Here is a 19,034-nt window from a genome sequence, read left to right as displayed (position 1 = left end):
GTGCGTCGTGGCTGGCCGCGCAGTTCCCCGCGCCCCTAAATGCCCGCCCCCGTGGGCGGCTGCCGCCGCCGACCCCCAGCCTCCTTGGGCAGCGGGGCCGCCCCCCGGGGGCGGAACGGGTGGGCAAGGGGGCGGCCCCCACTGCGGCACGCCCCCTCCGCGACCGCACGCCCCCGCGACCGCGCCCCGTGCGGGCCGGTGGGCCGCTTCGCGGATGGGCCCCTCCCCGCCCCTCCACCTAAACCGCTCGCCGCGGGGCTGGAGATCATCGTGCGGGTGCGTCGTGGCTGGCCGCGCAGTTCCCCGCGCCCCTAACGGGGCCGGTGGGCGCGCCCACGCGGCGGAGCCGCACGTCCAGCACAGCCCCGTGCCCCTAAGAACCCACGTCCCTCCTCCTCAGCCCCGCCAGTCCCGCACCCACCAGACCCACCGCCAGCGCCCCCAGTACCAGGACCGGGGTCCAGCCCAGCTCCCCGCCCGGCAGCTTCGGCAAGTGGCCGAACGGCGAGAGGTTCATCAGCGTCGACGGCAGGTCGAGGACCGGGCCGATCCACCCGACGGCCAGGCACAGCCCGGTCAACCCCCAAGCGGCCGGAGCCGCCTGCGGCAGGAAGCCGTACAGCAGTACCGCCAGTCCGCCCAGCACCCACACCGCCGGCACCTGCACCAGGCACGCCCCGAGCACCGCCCCGACGTCCTGCCCGTGTCCGAGCGCGAGTCCCAGGCCGCCCGCGAGCAGTACCACCACCGCTCCGCCGAACGCGATGAGCAGATGGCCGGCCGCCCACCGCAGCCGTCCCACCGCCCCCGCCAGCACCGGTTCCGCCCGCTGGGACGTCTCCTCGCCGTGCAGGCGCAGGACTGAGGAGACCACGTACAGGGCGGCGACCATCCCCAGCATTCCGACCATCGCCGCCAGGAACGCCTCGCTCAATTCCTGCTTGCCGCCCATTCGTTGGAAGATTTCTGCGGTCTGCGCATTGCCTCCGACGAGGTCCGTCACACCTTCCGTCATCCCGCCGAACAGCAGCCCGCACAGCAGGAACCCGCACGCCCACGCCGCCACGCTCCCCCGCTGCAGCCGCCAGGCCAGCCCGTACGCGGACGACAGCCGCCCGTCGGCGGGGCCCGGCCGTGCGGGCAGGAAGCTCATGCCGACGTCGCGCCGCCCGGCGAGCGACTGCGCGCCCAGTGCGAGGGCCACCGCGCCCGCCACCAGCAGGGCGAGGACCCACCAGCGTTCGTCGCCGTACGGCCGGACGTTCTCCGTCCAGCCGAGCGGTGAGATCCAGTTCAGTACGGAGGAGGCGTCGGTGGTCGCCGCGTCGCCCGCCGCGCGCAGTACGAAGGAAGCGCCCAGCACCGCCACCGCGAGGCCCTTCGCGAGCCGTGCGCTCTCGCTGAGCTGCGCCGTCACCGCGGCGACCCCCGCGAAGAACATCCCCGTCGCGCCGATCGCGAGCCCCAGCGCGAGCGCCCCGCGCGCGTCCCCCGTGGACGACGCGAGCCCGCCCACGGTGATCAGCACCAGCGCCGCGTTGGCGATCAGCGCGGCGAGGAGCGCCGCCGCCAGCGGGGCCCGGCGGCCGACCATGGCGGCCGAGAGCATCTCCTGCCGCCCGGTCTCCTCTTCCTCCCTGGTGTGCCGTACGACGACGACCAGGCTCATCGCGCCCGCCATCAGCGCCACGAACCCGCCGAGCCGCCAGGCCACCAGGCCGCCCACCGAGGGGTCGAAGACCGGCCCGTACAGTGCGCGCAGCGATCCGCTCGCGGCCATCGACCCGGCCACCTCGGCACGCTGGGCGGCCGTTCCGTACAGGCCCTCGACGGTCCCCGCCCCGCTGCTCATGGTCAGCCCGAGCACCAGCACCCACACCGGCATCATGAGCCGGTCCCGGCGCAGTGCGAGCCTCAACAGGGTTCCGGTACCGGCGAGTTGACGCCCGGCCTGCCCACCCGCCGAAGCGGCTGCCGAAGTGGCCGTCAGCGTGCTCATCGCGCCGCCACCTCCTCCTCGCGGTCGTCGCTGTAGTGCCGCAGGAACAGCTCCTCCAGCGTCGGCGGCGTGCTCGTCAGCGACCGCACCCCCGACGCGGTGAGCGCGCCGAGCACCGCGTCCAGCTTGTCGGTGTCGACCTGGAGGCGGATCCGGTTGCCCTGCACGTCGACGTCGTGCACGCCGGGCAGCGCGGCCACCCCGTTCGGCGCGGACGCCAGCTCGGCCGTGATCGACGTACGGGTGAGGTGCCGCAGCTCCGTCAGCGAGCCCGTCTCCACGGTCCGCCCCTGCCGGATGATGCTGACCCGGTCGCAGAGGGTCTCCACCTCGCTCAGGATGTGCGAGGACAGCAGCACGGTCCGGCCGTCCTCCCTGGCCTGGGCCACGCACCGCTGGAAGACCGACTCCATCAGCGGATCGAGGCCGCTGGTCGGCTCGTCCAGGATCAGCAGGTCCACGTCCCGCGCCGCGAAGGCCGCGACCAGGGCGACCTTCTGCCGGTTGCCCTTGGAGTACGTACGCCCCTTCTTGGTCGGGTCCAGCTCGAAGCGCGCGATCAGTTCGGCGCGGCGCGCCGGATCGAGGCCGCCCCTCAACTTCCCGTACAGATCGATGACCTCACCGCCCGAGAGGTTCCGCCAGAGGGTGACGTCGCCCGGTACGTACGCGATCCGCCGGTGCAGTGCGACCGCGTGCCGCCAGGGGTCGCCGCCCAGGAGCTGCGCCGCACCCGAGTCGGCGCGCAGCAGACCGAGGAGGACCCGGATGGTGGTGGACTTCCCCGACCCGTTGGGCCCGAGGAAGCCGTGAACCTCGCCCGCCCGGACTTCGAGGTCCAGGCCGTCCAGTGCATGCGTCCGGCCGAACGACTTGTGCAGTTCGGCCACGCTGATTGCGTTGGTCATGTTTCTGAACGTACGCGCACTTCACAAACTTGTGAAGTTAAGGAACCGTATAAACTCCGGTGAACGGCCGAGCAGGGGAGACGATGTGCCAGTGACCAGCGACAACAACACCGAACGCCCCGAACACACCGGAGCCACCGCGGCGGGCCCTCACGAGCAGGCCGTGTCTCGCTTCGTCGAGCGCTTCGCCGGCGAGATGACGGACGCGGGCATGCAGCGGATGGCGTCCCGCGTGTTCGCCGCCCTGCTCGCCTCGGACACCGGCTCACTGACCTCGCAGGAACTCTCCGAACAGCTGCAGATCAGCCCGGCCGCGGTCTCGGGCGCCGTCCGCTACCTCACCCACGTCAGCATGGTCCGCCGGGAACGCGAACCGGGCACCCGCCGTGACCGCTACCTCCTGCACGACCAGCTCTGGTACGAGGCCTTCGGCCGCCGCGACCAGATCCTGGTCCGCTGGGAGGCGGTCCTCCTGGAGGGCGCCGAACTCCTCGGCCCGGACAGCCCGGCGGGCCGCCGGATAGCGGAATCGGCGGACTTCTTCGCCTTCGTCCAGAAGGAGATCCCGCTGATGATGGACCGCTGGCGCGAGCACCGGGCGGAACTGGACCAGAACGGGTCCTAGCGCTTCCGCATGGCCGGAAAAGCCCCGCGCCCCTATGGGGCCCTCGGCACCACCAGCCCCCAGGCCCCCTCCCGCACCGTCCAGGTCCGGGTCCGCACCGGGCCGCCCACCACCTCGTCCGCCCGGTAGCGGAAGTCCGGGCCCGAGATGGTCACGGTCAGGGCCTCCGCCGTCACCCGGCCGTTGCGGTGGGAGCCGACGGCGCCGTTGGCTCTGTCCGCATCACAGGCACCATCGGCGCCACAGGCACCATCGACACCGTCGGCGGCGGAGTCCCGGACCACCACGACCTCCGCCCGGCCGCCCCGCGCCCGTACCGAAACCCCTTCCACAGGCTCGTCCAGGTCGCTGAGCAGCACCCCGTCCGCCTCCACCCGCAGCGGGTACGTCCGCAGCCGGTGCAGGGGCGCGGGCCGCACCAGCGTCCGTACGAACGACCGGCAGGCGGTCCACGGGGACCAGGCCGACCACGCCGACGGCGGGGCGGCGGCGACCGCCCCCGGCACCCGCAGCCCGCCGAGCACCACCCCGTCGCTGTCGTCGACCAGCAGGTCGAGGCGGCGAACCGTTCCGTCCAGGACCGCGCGCGCCGCCGCCACCGTGTCCGCCGGAACACCCAGGGAGCGGGCGAGGGAGACGGCCTGGCCCACCGGAATCACCCCCACCGGGCCGCCGTCCGCCAGCTCCCTCTCCCGGTGCAGCAGGCCCACCGTCCGCAGCAGCGCCCGGTCGTCGCCGATCACCACCGGCCGCCGGCTGCCCCGGCGGGAGAGCGCCCGCGCGAACTCCTCGGGGGTCTCGGGAAGACAAATTTTGGCGCGCGCCCCGGCGCACAACACATCTTTCGCGATACGCACGGACTCGCCGTCCATGCGCCGGGCGACCGGGTCGATGACCACCATGAGCTGGTCGGGAGCCGACACCTCGGTCCTTCCTCGGGTAGCATCTTTGTGCAAGAGCCCCTTGCGCTATTGCGCCAGGGGCTTCGTCTATTCCGGGGCAGCGGTTCAGCGGTCAAGGCACGTGATGCACGCATCGACGCATCGTCGACGCACGTCATCGCGTACGCCCCTGACCTTGGACATGCCCCGCCCGGAAGGGGTGTACGCCTGTGCCCGCACTTGTGCTGCTCGGTGCTCAGTGGGGTGACGAAGGCAAGGGAAAGGCCACCGACCTGCTCGGTGGATCCGTCGATTATGTAGTGCGCTACCAGGGCGGCAACAACGCCGGCCACACGGTTGTCGTAGGCGACCAGAAGTACGCGCTGCATCTTCTCCCTTCCGGAATCCTCTCTCCTGAGTGCACGCCGGTCATCGGAAACGGTGTCGTCGTCGATCCCGCCGTCCTGCTCTCCGAGCTGAGTGGTCTGAACGACCGCGGCGTCGACACGTCCAAGCTTCTGGTCAGCGGAAACGCACACCTGATCACGCCGTACAACGTCACTGTCGACAAGGTGACGGAACGGTTCCTCGGTAAGCGGAAGATCGGTACGACCGGCCGTGGCATCGGCCCGACGTACGCGGACAAGATCAACCGCACCGGCATCCGCGTTCAGGACCTCTACGACGAGTCGATCCTCATCCAGAAGGTCGAAGCGGCGCTGGAGACCAAGAACCAGCTGCTCACCAAGCTCTACAACCGCCGCGCCATCGAGGCCGAGCGGATCGTCGAGGAGATGCTCCAGTACGCGGAGCAGATCAAGCCCTTCGTCGCCGACACCACGCTCATCCTGAACAAGGCGCTGGACGACGACAAGGTGGTCCTCTTCGAGGGCGGCCAGGGCACCCTGCTCGACGTCGACCACGGCACGTACCCCTTCGTCACCTCCTCGAACCCGACCGCGGGCGGCGCCTGCACGGGTGCGGGCGTGGGCCCGACGAAGATCAGCCGCGTCATCGGCATCCTGAAGGCCTACACGACGCGAGTCGGCGCGGGCCCGTTCCCGACCGAGCTGTTCGACGAGGACGGCGAGGCGCTGCGCCGCATCGGTGGCGAGCGCGGTGTGACCACCGGCCGTGACCGCCGCTGCGGCTGGTTCGACGCCCCGATCGCCCGCTACGCGACCCGCGTGAACGGCCTGACGGACTTCTTCCTCACCAAGCTGGACGTGCTGACCGGCTGGGAGGAGATCCCCGTCTGCGTCGCGTACGAGATCGACGGCAAGCGCGTCGAGGAGCTCCCGTACTCGCAGACCGACTTCCACCACGCGAAGCCGATCTACGAGAAGCTCCCCGGCTGGTCCGAGGACATCACCAAGGCCCAGACCTTCGCCGACCTGCCGAAGAACGCGCAGCGTTACGTGAAGGCCCTGGAGGAGATGTCCGGCGCCCCGATCTCCGCGATCGGCGTCGGCCCCGGCCGCACCGAGACGATCGAGATCAACTCCTTCATCTAGGACCTGTCCCAGGAGCGAGCGGCACCAGAAGGGGGCGTCCGGACCACGGTCCGGGCGCCCCCTTCGCCATGTCCTGACCACGGCCGGGGCACCCCCTTCGGCATGCCTGGACCACGGCCGGGGCGCCCCCCTGGGCAGGTCCGCCCCACCCCTCTTTGTGAGAACTCTGGTCAGCAGGCGTACCACTTGGTAACTTGCGGCGCTGTTACCGCTAGGTAACACCCCCACGTCATCCCCGTGTTCCACGAGACGAATCCGAGGGAACCATGCACCGCATCGCACTGGGCAAGCTGGCCACCGCCGTCGTCACCGTTCTGGCCGTCACCGCCGTCCCCATGGCGGCCACCGCCTCGGCTGCCCCCTCCACTGTTCCCGCTGCCTCGTCGGCCGCCGCGACGGACTCCTTCTACACCTACGACGGCAGCAAGCCCCTGGCCTCGTACGCCCCGGGCGACGTGCTGAAGACACGGACGCTGAACTACCACGTCCTCGGCATCGCGACGCCGGTCAAGGCGGTTCAGCTGCTGTTCCGCACGGTCGACGCCCAGGGGCGGCCGTCCGCCGGGGTGACCTCGGTCGTGCGCAGTCCGAACGGCGACAGCAGCAAGGCGGTGTCGTACCAGTCGTTCTACGATTCCCTCGACCCCGAGCACGGGCCCTCCCGGGCGATCGCCGGCGACGTCTCCCTCGGCGGGGCGATCGCCAACGGCGAGTCGCTCCTCCTCGCCCCCCTGCTGCTGTCGGGCTACAACGTCGTCATCCCGGACACCGAGGGGCAGACCGCCAACTTCGCGGCCGGTCCCGAGTACGGGACGAACACCCTCGACTCGATCCGGGCCGCGAGCAAGGCCCCGGAGACCGGGCTGAACTCCACCACCCGGTTCGGGCTCGCCGGATACTCCGGCGGGGCCATCGCCACCCACTGGGCCGCCGTCCTCGCCCCGAACTACGCGCCGGACGTCAACAGGAGGCTGGTCGGGTACGCCGAGGGCGGGCTGCTCGTGAACCCGTCCCACAACCTCAAGTACATCAGCGGCAGTTCGATCTGGGCGGGCGTCGCACCCATGGCCGTCATCGGGGCCGCCCGCGCGTACGACATCGACTTCAAGCCCTATCTGAACGACTACGGCCTGAAGGTCTTCAAGAAGCTGGAGAAAGCGTCGATCGCCAACGCGCTGGGCCAGTACCCGGGGCTGACCTGGAAGAAGCTGGTGAAGCCGCAGTACGAGAACCCCAACTCGGTGGGCCCCTTCATCGAGGCCGTGAACAAGCTCAACCTCGGCTCGGCCGCCACCCCGCAGATCCCCGGCTACATCGCACAGGGCAACGGAGGCGTCTTCGAGGGGACCCTCAGCAACCTTCCGGGCATCGGAAGGGGCGACGGGGTGATGGTCTCCGGGGACGTGCGGGCGCTGGCGCGGCAGTACTGCGACAAGGGCAACACGGCGATCAAGTACCAGCAGTTCGAGCTGCTGAGCCACGTCGGGGCCGCCGTGCCGTGGGCGCCGACCGCCCTGGGCTGGCTGAACGACCGGTTCGCGGGCAAGAAGGCCCCCTCGGACTGCGGCCGCATCCCGGCGGGCAACTCGCTGGAGCCGGAGGTTCCGACGGCGGGGTAGTGGGGGCGGGGCGGGCCGTCCGGCACGAGGACTTACGCGGTCGGCTCGCCACGCCGACGGCGCCAGTACCCGTACGTCAGGATCAGCACCAGCGGGCCCCACAGGTTGAGCAGACCGCTCATCGTCATGGCGAGCTGCCGCCAGCCGTCCTCGTACGGGAAGCCGCCGCCGAGGCCCAGCGTGACGCTCAGTACCCAGTCCACGAGCAGCGCGGTCATGATCAGGCCGCCGATCGTGGCGGGGACGACGGCCACCCACGGGCTGATGCGGCGTCCGCCGAGGCGGGGCACCCAGGCCGGGACCACCTCGCCCCAGCTGCGCACCAGCCCGAAGCTGAGCAGGGCGAACGCCTCCGAGAGGATGCTGAGCCCGAACACGTACGGGATCATCCACCAGCCCCATGGGGCGTCCTCCTGGGTGCTGCCCATGGTGAAGCCGAACGCGAACGGCAGCCGCCAGATGCAGACCGGCAGCCCGACGAGCGGGATGGCGTGGGCGACGAGCTCGGCCCAGCGGGGGACGGGCCGGGCGGTCTGCCGGGGCGGGGAAGCCGGCAGGGGAGCCGGCAGGGGCGGGGCGACGGGGGCCCATGTCGTGTTCATGGCTTCATCGTTCTCGGCCCAACGGAGCGGCGGATCAAGCTTGTTGACCATCCGTCTCCGCCGCACGGCGGAGACGGGCGCTCACCCCTCTCCGCACACCCGCAGCCCCTTCGGCGTCGCGCACGGCAGATGTCCGTGGGTGCGGATGATCTCCTGACCTCCGCCCCGGCCCATGTACGTGAGGAAGCTGGAGGCGAGCGAGTCGGCAGGCGGGCGGCCGTACGTATAGGCGTACTCGATCTCGCGGTACGGGTACGACGTGTCGCCGATGTCGTCCACCGAGGGGGCCGCGCCGTCGATGCTCAGCCGGCGGATGCCCTTGAGGGGGGTGCCGGAGCGCAGTTCGCTGTAGCCGATGGCTCCGGGGAGGCGGGCCACGGTGTCCAGCACCTCCTCGGTGCTGGTGAGTTCGCACCGTACGACCGGCGCACTCGGGAAGTCGGGACTCTCGCAGTCGCGGGAGGAGTTGGCGGGCTCCAGGCCGTTCAGGACGCGGCGCTGGAACACCTCGCGGGTGCCGGAGCTGGCGTTCCTGCTGACGAGGAGAATGGGGCGGCGGGGCGAACGCGGCACTCCCGCGAAGTGGTTCCAGTCGCGGATCTCGCCCCGGTAGATCTTCCGCAGGTCGGCGGCTGAGAGGTCGCGCACCGGCAGGGCGTCGTTGACGACCACGGCGAACACGGACACCGCGACCCGGTCCTCCCGCAGCTGCGTGTACCGCTTGGGCCGGGGCCCGTCCGACAGGGCGATCACCCCCGGCGAACCGCCCTTCGCCCCCACCCGGGCGCCCTCCCGGACGAGTTCGTCCAGGCCCGCGTTGCTGCCGTGAGTCTCGACGCGGATCGTGGAACCCGGGCAGTCCGAGGTGTACTTCTGCGCCAACTCCCTTGCCACCGGCGCGAACGCGGTCGATCCCACGACCCTGAGCGTGCCGCGCTCGCACCCGATGGGCGGCGCGTCCTCCCGTACGACGATGATCGTGGCCAGCGTCATCACACAGGCCGTCATCAGTACGGTGATGATGCGCGCGGATCTGCTGAAGAGCGGCGGCTTGTCGTCCGGCGTGGTGCTGCGGTTGGGCATCACCTCTCCGTCCCTGATCCCGCCGCTGACCCGTACCGCACTGCCCACGGGGGCGCCGGTGAGCAGCACCAGCAGCTTGAAGTGCTGACCCCTGTTGAGCGGAACGCGCGGCAGATGGAGCAGGTTCTCGGTGTTGCGCATGCCCCCTGACGGGGTGAAGTGGTCCATCAGGTGCTCGGAGCCGGTGGGCTGGGTGACGGCCACACCCCGGATCGTCCGGTCCTCGAACTCGACGGTCAGCCCGTGCAGGTCGATGCCCGTGTAGTCGTTGTCGGCGATGCTCTGCGAACCGTCATTCTCGATCCGCAGCAGGACGAGGGTGGCGTCGGACATGTCCACCCCGGGCGTCTCGCGGAACAGCCCGAGCCGTACGTTCGCCCGCCCGGTCCCCACGTCGCTGCCTATCGGCGTATCCATCTGCACCCGATACCCGACGCGCTTGCGACGCGGCACCCGGCGCTCGTACCAGAGCGCGGCGGCGGACGCGATGATGCCGAGGACGGCGGTGCACACCGCAATGACGTTCTCCGCACTGACCCATTCCACGGCCTACTGCCCCTGCCTCTGCGGCTTGCTCGGGTTGATCGTCGAGCGGGTTGCTCGTTGAGCGGAGGGCCACGGTATGGGGGTGGTTCGGCGGGGGCGAGAGAGCTAGGGGATGTTCTCGGGGAGTTCAGCCTTCCGCAGTGTCAGCTGCTGCGGTTCAGCTGGAGGAGGTCCCAGCGGTTTCCGTAGAGGTCCTGGAAGACGGCGACCGTGCCGTACGGCTCGTGCCGGGGCTCTTCCTCGAAGACGACACCGGCCGCCCGCATGCGCGCGTAGTCGCGGCCGAACGCGTCGGTGTTCAGGAACCAGCCGACACGACCGCCGGTCTGGTCACCAATCGCGGCTTCCTGCGCGGGAGTTGAGGCCTTCGCCAAGAGCACGGCCGTCTCCCGCGCTCCCGGCGGCGCGACGACGACCCACCGCTTCTCGTCGTCGATCCGGGTGTCTTCCAGCAGGTCGAAGCCGAGGGCGTTGGTGTAGAAGGCGATGGCCTCGTCGTAGTCGCGCACGACCAGGGCCACGAGGCCGAGGTGCGGCACGTGACTACGCGGCCCACGCGACGAACGCGGACCAGTCGGCGGGGGCGACGGTGAGGGTGGGACCGGTGGGGTTCTTGGAGTCGCGGATGTGGATGGTGTGGGGGCAGGTGGCGACCTCGACGCAGTTGCCGCCGCCGCTGTCGCTGTAGCTCGACTTCCGCCAGTCGTAGGCGACTTCGAGGCATTCCCCGCCGCCGCCGTCGCTGTAGCTCGACTTGAACCACCGGAGGGTGTTGCTCATCTGTACTCTCCTGCCAACCGTTCGATGAGGCCCAGTGAATCCTCCGAGCTGAGGGCCTGTGCCCGGATCTTCGCATATCGCTGGGTGAGCAGACTTACCTTTGCGGGATCGCCGATCAGCATGCTCTCGCCCTGTGCTTCAAGGTAGGCGAAGCGAAGAAGGTCGGCCGTTTCGATGAGCTGCAACTCGCCTCGCCCGCCCGCGTGTTCTCCGGAGAGTCCCCTGTTCAAGGGCATGACTTGGAGTGTGACATTGCGGCGCTTTCCGAGCTCCACCAGATGGAGGAGCTGGCCGTGCATGATTTCGCGGGTACCGAACGGCCGACGGAGTGCCGCCTCATCGATGACGGCTTCGATCAGCGGGGACGGCTCACGATCGAAGATGCTGGTGCGAGCCATCCGTGCGTCGGTCAGTTCCGTCACCCTGGCCGCTGCCAGAGGAGGGAAGTCCATACCGATCAGGGCGCGCGCGTAGGCCTCCGTCTGGAACAGCCCGGGGATCGCCATGGTTGCGTACGTCATCAGGCTGCGCGCCTTCTCCTCCAGTAGCGCGTAATCCCGGAAGTACACCGGATACTTCTCCATCCGAACCCCCTCCCGTGCCTCCTCGAAGACCCCGGTCCCATCCCCCATCACCCGCTCCAGCGCGACCAACATCTCGTCGCTCACCGGCTGGGCCAGCGTCTCCATAGCGCTCACGGCCGCCCCCGTAAACCCCAACTCCTTTCCGAGCTTTACCTGGCTCCACCCCCTCTTCTCACGCATCCTCTTGGCCACCTTGGCCACGTACCTCGCCGTCGGACCTGCGGATTCCTTGTTCTCGGAACTTGCCATCGCGACCACCACTCCGCCTCAACCGGACTCAACCGGTCTCAACTGTTCCCCGCCGAATTCAACTCGCCACAAAGGCAGTTCAACCCTTCTGGCGCGCCTGAGAAAACCGTAACGAGGCGACCACACAATGTCCCCGTGGATGCACAAACAAGAGAACTAAACCTGTCCTGGATTCCCGCTTCCGGCTTCCAACTCCGCAAAGCAGGCGTGCATTTCGACGCCGTTCGCGTCGACGACGAACCCGGCCGCGCGCTCGCCGACCGCCTGGAGCTGCTCACCGGCGGCGCACCCGGTCCGATCGTTCTGGAGGCGAACGGCCGGCGCGGCGTCTACTTCCTCTGCGCGCCCGACAGCACCGCAGGCCGCGCCTGGCCGCGCGAGGCGGAGTGCTTCAACTCGACGCCTGGGACGGTCAGTTACGTCCCTGTGCCCGCACTCCACGGCCCCACCTGGCCGCTCTCGTGGCGCTGTTCGCCACTGGAGGCGGGGAGGTTCGTACATCCGATGCTGCTGTGTGCGACGGCAGCGGCGATGTTCGAGGAATGGAGTCACTCACACGGGTGAAGAACCTCAACTCAACTTGCACATCGCGAAGTTGAACCGCTCCGATGGTCCACACAAAGGCATATGCACAAGACGGCCCCCACGGTGCTAGCAACACCTGGGGGCCCGGCAACAGGAGAAGCACCTCCCAATGCGGATTCACCGTACCGTGCCCACGCGCGCGTTTTCCATCTTCACGAACGAACTCCTTCGCGATCGCCGCATTTCGTGGTGCGCGGCAGGCGTACTGATGTACCTCCTCAGCCTCCCCGAGTGCGCCACCGCCAACGTGCGGGACCTGGCGAAACAGCGGAAGGAAGGGCGCGACCGGATCGCGGGCGCCCTCCGTGAGCTGGAAGAAGCCGGATACCTGCGTCGCCCGACGGCCAGCGACCCGGTGACGGGCCAACTCGCCACGCACTATGAGGTGTTCGACACCCCGTACGACCGGGGTCGCGAGGAGGGTGAAGACGGGGCCGGGCGGAACAATCCCCAAGATGGCCGAAACCTGGCCTCCGGTGCGGCACCGTCCGGGGACACGGGAGGCAAACCTTCGGTTTCCAATACCTCTCTGAAAGAACCAACCTCAGAGGTTCCGAGCCCGGCCCCACCCCCGCCGTCGGACGGCGACGACTCCGACTCCACCGCCGCCGCCCTCAAGGGCAAGGCGGCCCGGTTCCTGCACGCGCTCTGCAAGAACGGCCCGGCCGAGCTGTCCCTCTCCATCCCCGAGGCGTTTCGGCTCGCACCACAGGTCATGCACTGCTGGGAGGCGGGGGTGACGGAGCCGGCATTGCGGCACCTGCTGACGCGCGGGCTGCCGGAGCAGGTTCAGTCGACGTACGCGATGTTCCAGTACCGGCTGAACAACAAGTGCGACCGGCTGCCGCCGCCGAAGGCGCCCGTACAGCCGGTGCTGCGGGAGAAGTGCGAGGGGTGCGGGGCGGGCCTGGTCCGGCCGGGCCGCTGCTCGGCCTGCGCGGCAGAGAAGGCGCGGGCGGCCTCCCGTACGCCACGGGAACCGGGTGAGCCGGTCGCCCTCGGCGAGGTCGTCGAGGCCTTCGCCGAGGCGACCCGACGGGGCGCGGAAGCGGTACGCGCGGCAATGCGCCCACCGGTGGCCCCGGCCACCGCATAGACCTCCGGCCCGGGAAAACCCAGGCCGGTTCCACCGAAGAAATGGAGTGTCATGACCGTCCTACTGGAACGCCCTGAGCGGGTATACCAGCGGTATACTGAGCGCATGCCCGACACCACGATCAAGGTTGCCCCCGCCGTCCGAGACCGGCTGCTGGAACTCGCACGCGAGCGAGGCATGTCGATGCGGGACCTGGTGGGCCAGCTCGCCGGAGCCACCCCCACCAAGGAGGAGCAGCAGCAGCGGTACGAGGCGGCGAAGGCGTACGTGGAAGAGCATTTCCTTGGCGGCCCGTACACCGAAGAGGACGAGAAGGCCGGAGAGGCCCTGTGGGCCGACATCGTGGCCGGACGGATCGGTGAGGTCCAGTGACGGGGCGGGCGGAGTACCCGCCGCCGCGTGCAGTCGTCCTGGACGACACCGCGACGCTCGCGCTCGGTGCGGGAAACAGGATGGCGTCCCGGCTCGTGGTGCAGGCCGAGAAGGACCCGTCGCTCAGGGTCTACGTACCGGCGTGCTGCCTGGCATCCGCGGAAGCGGAACGGGCGGGGGTCGCCGAGCACGTGGGCGCACTGTTGTCGGTGGACATCACGGAACTCGATCTCGCGGGGGCGGCTGCGGTCGGGAAGCTGCTGCGCGGAGCGAGGGCGGTGGCTGAGCACGGCGACTGGAGCGGTGCACACGCGTTGCACCTCGCCCTGCCGTCGCTCGAGTGGCCACGGGGACGGCCGGTTCTGACCCGTACCCCTGAGCGCTACAAGGACACCGGCGTGCGAGCCATTCGTCTCGACGACTGACGAGTGGAACAGGGGTGGGGCCCGGGTGCGAGCCGGGCCCCACCCCTGGCAGCGGAGAAGGTCAGAACGCGGCGCGGGTCAAGCGGCCCGTCTCGTTGCCCTCGACGGTGGCCGTGGTGCTGGTGACGCGGGTGGGGCGGTCGGGGTCCTCGCACCGGGGATGGCTGAGGACGGTGTCGCCCGACGGGGACCGGAAGAAGACCGACGGGGCGGGATCGTCGAAGTAGCGGCGGATCTCCCACTGTTCGGTGCCGTGGGCCGCGTCGGTCTCCAGACGGAACCTGTCGAGCGTGAGGTGCACGAGGAAACCGGCGGCTGCTGCGGAGCTGCCGTGCTGCTCGGAGTGGACCAGGCCCTGGTACAGGGCTCCGGCATCCCCCGGCTCGGTCCAGTCGAGCACGGCACCCCCGCATTCCGGGGCGGGGACGGGGACGGCCGCTGCGGTGGGGACGAGCGCAGGGGCCGCGAGCAGGGCGGCCGTGGCAAGGGCGGCGGAGAGTGCGCGGCGGATGCGGGGCATGGGACCTTCCGGTGGCAACTGGCCCAACTGGCCAACTTGGTGGAAGGGGCGGCGGGTTGGCAGCCCCCCGTCACACCCTGTTCCACCCACGACGGGCGGTGCGTTGCTGATACCCGAATGGCGGCGGGGGCGCGGAGGTGCGCCGGGAGCGCACGGTGGGGCGTACGAGATCATCGTTCGATGACTGCTGAGATCGTGCTGATGGCCGACCCGAAGATCGCCGCCATACCGGTGGAGGAGTGCGGCGAGCCGCTCGTGGACGTACGGAAGAGCGGGCTGCGGACGGGGGGCGAACGGTTGGACGCGGCGGGGGCGTACGCGCACCTGAGGGAAGGTGTCGTCCAACGCCTGCTCCACGCCCAGGAGTTGCTTCCGGACGGCCTGCGGCTGGTGATCGTGGAGGGATACCGGCCGCCGGAGCTCCAGCGGGAGTACTTCGAGGAGTACGCGGCGGAACTGCGGGCCCTGAACCCGGACTGGAACGCGGCGGAACTACGCAGTGCGGCGAGCCGCTACGTATCGCCGCCGGAGATCGCTCCGCACAGCGCGGGCGGAGCGGTGGACCTGACGCTCGCGGACGCGGACGGCCGCGAACTGGACATGGGGACGCGGATGAACGCGAGCCCGGAGGAGAGCGCGGGGGCCTGCTACACGGAGGGACCGGGCGTCTCCCCGGAGGGCCGGGCGAACCGGGCGGTACTGGGAACGGCACTGACGGCTGCGGGCCTGGTCAACTACCCGACGGAGTGGTGGCACTGGTCGTACGGGGACAGGTACTGGGCGCTGGGGACGGGGGCGAGGGCGGCGGTGTACGGACCGCGTCCGCTCGGTGCGGCCGGCGCTTGAGGACGCGCGGCGCAGCCGTGCCCCTTCAGGGGCGCGGGGCTGTACTGGACATGCGGCTCCGCCGCGCGAGCGCGACCAGCCACGACGCACCCGCACACTGCCCACCGGCCCCTTTAGGGGCGCGGGGCTGTACTGGACATGCGGCTCCGCCGCGCGAGCGCGACCAGCCACGACGCACCCGCACGTACAACCCACCCACCCGCCCCGCGGCGAGCGGTTTAGGTGGAGGGGCGGGGAGGGGCCGAATCCGCGAAGCGGCCCACCGGCCCGCACGGGACGCGGTCGCGGGTCACGGGGTGCGGTGGCGAGGGCGTGCGGTCGGGGGAGGGTGCGCTCCGCGTGGGGGCCGCCCCCTTGCCCACCCGTCCCGCCCCGCCCCCGGGGGGGGCGGCCCCGCTGCCCAAGGAGACGGCGGTGGCGGTGGCGGTGGCGGTGGTTCGCTGGTTACAGGGTTTCCGTGAGGTCCTTTGCGTAGTGGTTGATCGCTGCTCGGTACTGCCGTACGCCCGGGTCCTCGCTGCTCTCCGTGAGCAGGTGGAGCAGGAGCTGCATTCCCTCGTGGGCCTCGCCCACGTTGTAGAGGGCCATCGCCAGGAAGGTGCGCAGTGCTCCGTCGGCCGGGAATTCCTCCGTCCCGGTGCGGAGGGTCCGTACCGCTTCCTCGTACCGGCCGAGGATTCGGTACGTACTGCCGAGGCCCAGCAGTGCGCCGCGCCGGTCGGTGGAGGAGAGCTGCCCGGTCAGGGCCTTCTCGTAGAAGGGCGCAGCCTCCGTCTCCAGGCCGAGCCTGTCGTGCGCCCACGCCGTCTGGTAGGCGATCTCCGCGTCGTCGGGGAAGCGCTCCCCCAGCGTGAGCAAGCACTGGCGGGCCTCCTCGGTACGGTCTGCCGTGCGCAGGGCGACGGCTTCGGCGAGGAGGGTGTCGCGGTCCTGGGGAGGGGTCATGCGGGCATGATCGCAGGGGGTGGTGGGTCAGCGAACGAAGTTCTTCAGGATCTCCGTGTCCAACTCGATGCCCACCGGGTCCGGCAACGTGATCATGGAGCCGAAGGCCACTTTGTGGGCGTCCACGTACTTGCCACTCTCCCGGTCCGGCTGGCTGAAGACCGTCACCTCGCAGCTGTCCCGGTCGATGAGCAGGTACACCGGGATGCCTGCTGCCGCGTAGGCCGGGGGCTTCTCGACACGGTCCCGGTGATCGGTGTCCGAGTCGTACGAGGTGATCTCGACCGTCATCAGCACGCCTTCCGGATCGGCCCAGTCCGGTTGCCCCGCGAAGTGTGCGACCGGAGCCAGGGTTCCGTCCGGGCGAGCACGGCCGTTGCGGTACGTCTCGACCTTCAGCCCCTGCGTGGGGTTGAGGTCGAGGTCGGGCCGCATCTGCATGCAATGGCGCAACAACCACATGGTGATCGCACCGTGGTCCCCGTCTGTCACCTTCTTGGCCCCGATCCGCCCGGCGATGAATTCCAGCCTGACGGTTTCGGACTCCACGGCGGCGAACTTCTCGAACTCGTCGACCGTCATGTGCGCCATGCGTTCAGCCATGGTTGTCATGGTGCCCCTCCTGCCAGGTGAGCACCAGTGTGGCGAGCCCGTACAGGAGTCGGGCCCGATTCCTGTCGGTTCGCCCGAACGGGTGATCACCCCCTACCCCGGCCTCACCAGCCGCGCCTCGTACGCGAAGACCGCCGCCTGGGTGCGGTCCCGCAGGCCCAGTTTCACCAGGATCCGGCTCACGTGGGTCTTGATCGTGGACTCGGCGACGACCAGGCGGGAGGCGATCTCGCCGTTGGAGAGGCCGTGGGCGATGAGGACGAGGACCTCGGTCTCGCGGTCGGTGAGGTCGCCGATCTGGGCGAGGGCCACGGGCTGCCGGGCGCCGGTCGGTTCGGAGATCTTCGAGAACTCGGCGATCAGGCGCTTGGTGACGGCGGGGGCGAGCAGCGCATCACCGCCCGCCACCACCCTTACGCCCTCGGCGAGTTGGCGGGCGGACGCGTCCTTGAGGAGGAAGCCGGACGCTCCGGCGCGCAGGGCCTGGTAGACGTACTCGTCGAGGTCGAAGGTGGTCAGGACGAGCACCTTCGCGTCCGCGTTCGCGGCGACGATCTCGCGGGTCGCCTCGATGCCGTTCAGCTCGGGCATCCGGATGTCCATCAGGACGACGTCCGGGTGCAGGGCCGCGACCTGGGCGATCGCCTGCCGGCCGTCGACCGCCTCGCCGACGACCTCGATGTCGGGCATCGCGTTGAGGAGGACGGAGAAGCCCTCGCGGACCATCATCTGGTCGTCGACGATCAGTACGCGGATGGTGGAGGCAGGGGCGGGGGTGAGCGTCACGGGGTGGCCTTTCGGAGCTGCGGGGCGGTGTCCTCGGCCGCCGGTGCAGGTCCCTGCGGGGGCACCTGCACGGGCACCTCCACCGGCCCAGGCACCGCGTCCCGCACCGTCTCCGGCACCGCGTCCCGCACCGTCTCCGGCGCGGTCGTCGCCACCGGTACGAACACCGTCACCTCGAAGCCCCCTTCCGCCGTCGGCTCCGCCGTCATCTCGCCGTCCAGCATGGCGACCCGCTCCCGCATGCCGGTCACGCCGTGCCCCGCGCCGGGCGACGGCGGGGCGTCGGCCGTACCCGGGCCGTTCACCACCCGGAGGCCGAGGCCGCCGAGCACGTACCCGACCTCGACGCGGGCGGACGCCCCCGGCGCGTGCCGCAGCACATTGCTCAGCGCTTCCTGCACGATCCGGTACGCGGACAGCTCGACGCCCTGCGGCAGCTCGCGGACCGCGCCCGTGGTGGCGTGTTCGACGTCCAGGCCCGTGTCGCGGACGTTGTCCAGGAGGCGGGTGAGGTCGGCGAGCCGGGGCTGCGGGGCGTCGGGGGCCTCGTAGTCCGACGCCCGTACGACACCCAGGACGCGGCGGAGCTCGGTGAGGGCCGCCACCGCGTTCTCCCGGATCGTGGCGAAGGCCTGCTCCAGTTCGGGCGGCGGGTTCTCCACCCGGTAGGGGGCTGCCTCCGCCTGGATGGCGACCACCGACATGTGGTGCGCGACGACGTCGTGCAGCTCGCGGGCGATGGTGGTGCGCTCTTCGAGCAGGGTGCGGCGGTCGCGCTCGACGGCGGTGACGGACATCTGGGCGACGACCTCGCGCTGGCCGGCCCTGCGGGTGTGGACGAGGGACACGACGAAGAGGAGGAATGCCGCGGCGATGAGCACCTGCGGAGCGTTGTAGGTGTAATTCGACACTCGCCCCTGGGCGACGACCAGCAGGCTGTAGGCCGTGGCGAGCACCCACATCCAGGCGGCGGTCCTCGGCCGGGTCCTGGCGGCGACGACCGTCATCACGACGAGCACCGCGGCGATGCTGCCCGGCTGCCAGGGCCAGCCGCCCTGGAAGCCTCCGATGCCTCCCGTGAGGAGGGCCGCCAGCAGACAGGTCCACCAGGCGAGCACGGGGCGGATGAGCGTCAGTGCGACCGGGACCGCGCTGCAGAGGCCGTAGATCACGCCCTCGATCCCGTCGTCCGCCGCCTCGTAGCCGATGGCGAAGGTGATGAGCGCCCAGCCGAGGACGAGTGCGTGCACGGACCAGCGTGCGGGCTCCCGTATCCGCTCGGGAAGCCTCCCCAGGACCGGCCCGTCCGTCCGCAGCGGCGGCAGCGGACGGACGGCGAAGGGCGCGCGCAGGAGATCTTCGCGCAGCCCCTGCCACGCGCGGAGGGCAAGGCGGAACTCGGGACTGCGGCTGCGGGTGCGGGGCGTCTGGGTCACGTTTCCCAAGGTAAGGCGCGC

21 protein-coding genes are annotated in these 19,034 nt (G+C 70.4%); 8 read left to right on the top strand and 13 right to left on the bottom strand.

What is annotated here, in order from left to right; all coding sequences use genetic code 11:
- Positions 1-373: 373 nt before the first annotated feature.
- Positions 374-1,999, bottom strand: coding sequence for an ABC transporter permease (locus ACH4SP_RS15210; protein ID WP_398414714.1), 1,626 nt, complete (start codon positions 1,997-1,999; stop codon positions 374-376).
- Positions 1,996-2,907: an ATP-binding cassette domain-containing protein gene (locus ACH4SP_RS15205; protein ID WP_398414712.1), complete on the bottom strand. Its 912-nt coding sequence runs from the start codon at positions 2,905-2,907 to the stop codon at positions 1,996-1,998. The genes ACH4SP_RS15210 and ACH4SP_RS15205 overlap by 4 nt, the downstream gene beginning before the upstream one ends.
- A gap of 196 nt (positions 2,908-3,103) precedes the next feature.
- On the opposite strand from ACH4SP_RS15205, the gene ACH4SP_RS15200 reads away from it, so the two are divergent.
- Entirely contained in the window at positions 3,104-3,532 is a 429-nt protein-coding gene (locus ACH4SP_RS15200; RefSeq protein WP_398415089.1) for a GbsR/MarR family transcriptional regulator, read from the top strand.
- A gap of 32 nt (positions 3,533-3,564) precedes the next feature.
- On the opposite strand, the gene ACH4SP_RS15195 is transcribed toward ACH4SP_RS15200, so the two are convergent.
- Positions 3,565-4,434, bottom strand: a complete 870-nt coding sequence (locus ACH4SP_RS15195) for a diacylglycerol kinase family protein (RefSeq protein ID WP_398415087.1) — start codon at positions 4,432-4,434, stop codon at positions 3,565-3,567.
- 209 nt (positions 4,435-4,643) lie between these two features.
- Between ACH4SP_RS15195 and ACH4SP_RS15190 the strand changes: the two genes are divergently transcribed.
- Both ACH4SP_RS15190 and ACH4SP_RS15185 read left to right on the top strand, forming a co-directional pair.
- Positions 4,644-5,927 (top strand): adenylosuccinate synthase, encoded by a 1,284-nt coding sequence (locus tag ACH4SP_RS15190; RefSeq protein ID WP_398414709.1) that lies wholly within the window; start codon positions 4,644-4,646, stop codon positions 5,925-5,927.
- Positions 5,928-6,193: 266 nt separating this feature from the next.
- Positions 6,194-7,546, top strand: a complete 1,353-nt coding sequence (locus ACH4SP_RS15185; protein WP_398414707.1) for a lipase family protein — start codon at positions 6,194-6,196, stop codon at positions 7,544-7,546.
- Between the two features lie 32 nt (positions 7,547-7,578).
- Here ACH4SP_RS15185 and ACH4SP_RS15180 read toward each other — a convergent pair whose 3' ends face one another.
- The 5 genes from ACH4SP_RS15180 to ACH4SP_RS15160 form a co-directional block, all read right to left on the bottom strand.
- Positions 7,579-8,148 carry a hypothetical protein gene (locus ACH4SP_RS15180; RefSeq protein ID WP_398414705.1) on the bottom strand — a complete coding sequence of 190 codons (570 nt, stop codon included), beginning with the start codon at positions 8,146-8,148 and terminating at the stop codon, positions 7,579-7,581.
- Positions 8,149-8,229: 81 nt separating this feature from the next.
- Positions 8,230-9,777 (bottom strand): substrate-binding domain-containing protein, encoded by a 1,548-nt coding sequence (locus ACH4SP_RS15175; protein ID WP_398414703.1) that lies wholly within the window; start codon positions 9,775-9,777, stop codon positions 8,230-8,232.
- A 143-nt stretch (positions 9,778-9,920) separates the two neighbouring features.
- Complete coding sequence (locus ACH4SP_RS15170; protein WP_398414701.1) at positions 9,921-10,316, bottom strand: VOC family protein; 396 nt, start codon at positions 10,314-10,316, stop codon at positions 9,921-9,923.
- Positions 10,317-10,320: 4 nt separating this feature from the next.
- Positions 10,321-10,557, bottom strand: coding sequence for a DUF397 domain-containing protein (locus ACH4SP_RS15165; RefSeq protein WP_398414699.1), 237 nt, complete (start codon positions 10,555-10,557; stop codon positions 10,321-10,323).
- Positions 10,554-11,390 carry a Scr1 family TA system antitoxin-like transcriptional regulator gene (locus ACH4SP_RS15160; RefSeq protein ID WP_398414698.1) on the bottom strand — a complete coding sequence of 279 codons (837 nt, stop codon included), beginning with the start codon at positions 11,388-11,390 and terminating at the stop codon, positions 10,554-10,556. Before ACH4SP_RS15160 ends, ACH4SP_RS15165 begins: the two co-directional genes overlap by 4 nt.
- A gap of 135 nt (positions 11,391-11,525) precedes the next feature.
- On the opposite strand from ACH4SP_RS15160, the gene ACH4SP_RS15155 reads away from it, so the two are divergent.
- From ACH4SP_RS15155 to ACH4SP_RS15140, 4 genes are all read left to right on the top strand, one after another.
- The gene (locus ACH4SP_RS15155; RefSeq protein WP_398414696.1) at positions 11,526-11,954 is read left to right on the top strand and encodes a hypothetical protein; all 429 of its coding nucleotides are present in this window, start codon (positions 11,526-11,528) and stop codon (positions 11,952-11,954) included.
- Positions 11,955-12,183: 229 nt separating this feature from the next.
- A complete protein-coding gene (locus ACH4SP_RS15150; RefSeq protein WP_398414694.1) occupies positions 12,184-13,071 on the top strand; it encodes a hypothetical protein in 888 nt (295 codons plus the stop codon).
- Between the two features lie 105 nt (positions 13,072-13,176).
- Complete coding sequence (locus ACH4SP_RS15145) at positions 13,177-13,443, top strand: hypothetical protein (protein ID WP_398414692.1); 267 nt, start codon at positions 13,177-13,179, stop codon at positions 13,441-13,443.
- Positions 13,440-13,868 (top strand): hypothetical protein, encoded by a 429-nt coding sequence (locus ACH4SP_RS15140; protein WP_398414690.1) that lies wholly within the window; start codon positions 13,440-13,442, stop codon positions 13,866-13,868. The genes ACH4SP_RS15145 and ACH4SP_RS15140 overlap by 4 nt, the downstream gene beginning before the upstream one ends.
- Positions 13,869-13,929: 61 nt before the next feature.
- Here ACH4SP_RS15140 and ACH4SP_RS15135 read toward each other — a convergent pair whose 3' ends face one another.
- On the bottom strand, positions 13,930-14,388 hold the full coding sequence (locus tag ACH4SP_RS15135) for a hypothetical protein (protein WP_398414687.1): 459 nt from the start codon (positions 14,386-14,388) through the stop codon (positions 13,930-13,932).
- A gap of 180 nt (positions 14,389-14,568) precedes the next feature.
- Between ACH4SP_RS15135 and ACH4SP_RS15130 the strand changes: the two genes are divergently transcribed.
- Positions 14,569-15,234 (top strand): M15 family metallopeptidase, encoded by a 666-nt coding sequence (locus ACH4SP_RS15130; RefSeq protein ID WP_398414685.1) that lies wholly within the window; start codon positions 14,569-14,571, stop codon positions 15,232-15,234.
- A 444-nt stretch (positions 15,235-15,678) separates the two neighbouring features.
- Here ACH4SP_RS15130 and ACH4SP_RS15125 read toward each other — a convergent pair whose 3' ends face one another.
- The 4 genes from ACH4SP_RS15125 to ACH4SP_RS15110 form a co-directional block, all read right to left on the bottom strand.
- Positions 15,679-16,179 carry a tetratricopeptide repeat protein gene (locus ACH4SP_RS15125; protein WP_398414683.1) on the bottom strand — a complete coding sequence of 167 codons (501 nt, stop codon included), beginning with the start codon at positions 16,177-16,179 and terminating at the stop codon, positions 15,679-15,681.
- A 27-nt stretch (positions 16,180-16,206) separates the two neighbouring features.
- Positions 16,207-16,791: a Uma2 family endonuclease gene (locus tag ACH4SP_RS15120; protein WP_398414681.1), complete on the bottom strand. Its 585-nt coding sequence runs from the start codon at positions 16,789-16,791 to the stop codon at positions 16,207-16,209.
- 93 nt (positions 16,792-16,884) lie between these two features.
- Positions 16,885-17,577: a response regulator gene (locus ACH4SP_RS15115; protein ID WP_398414679.1), complete on the bottom strand. Its 693-nt coding sequence runs from the start codon at positions 17,575-17,577 to the stop codon at positions 16,885-16,887.
- On the bottom strand, positions 17,574-19,013 hold the full coding sequence (locus ACH4SP_RS15110; protein ID WP_398414677.1) for a sensor histidine kinase: 1,440 nt from the start codon (positions 19,011-19,013) through the stop codon (positions 17,574-17,576). The genes ACH4SP_RS15115 and ACH4SP_RS15110 overlap by 4 nt, the downstream gene beginning before the upstream one ends.
- Positions 19,014-19,034 lie beyond the last annotated feature (21 nt).

It is taken from the genome of Streptomyces sp. NPDC021093 (genome assembly GCF_044333135.1).
Taxonomy (GTDB): domain Bacteria; phylum Actinomycetota; class Actinomycetes; order Streptomycetales; family Streptomycetaceae; genus Streptomyces.
This window is presented reverse-complemented; position numbering and strand designations above follow the sequence as displayed.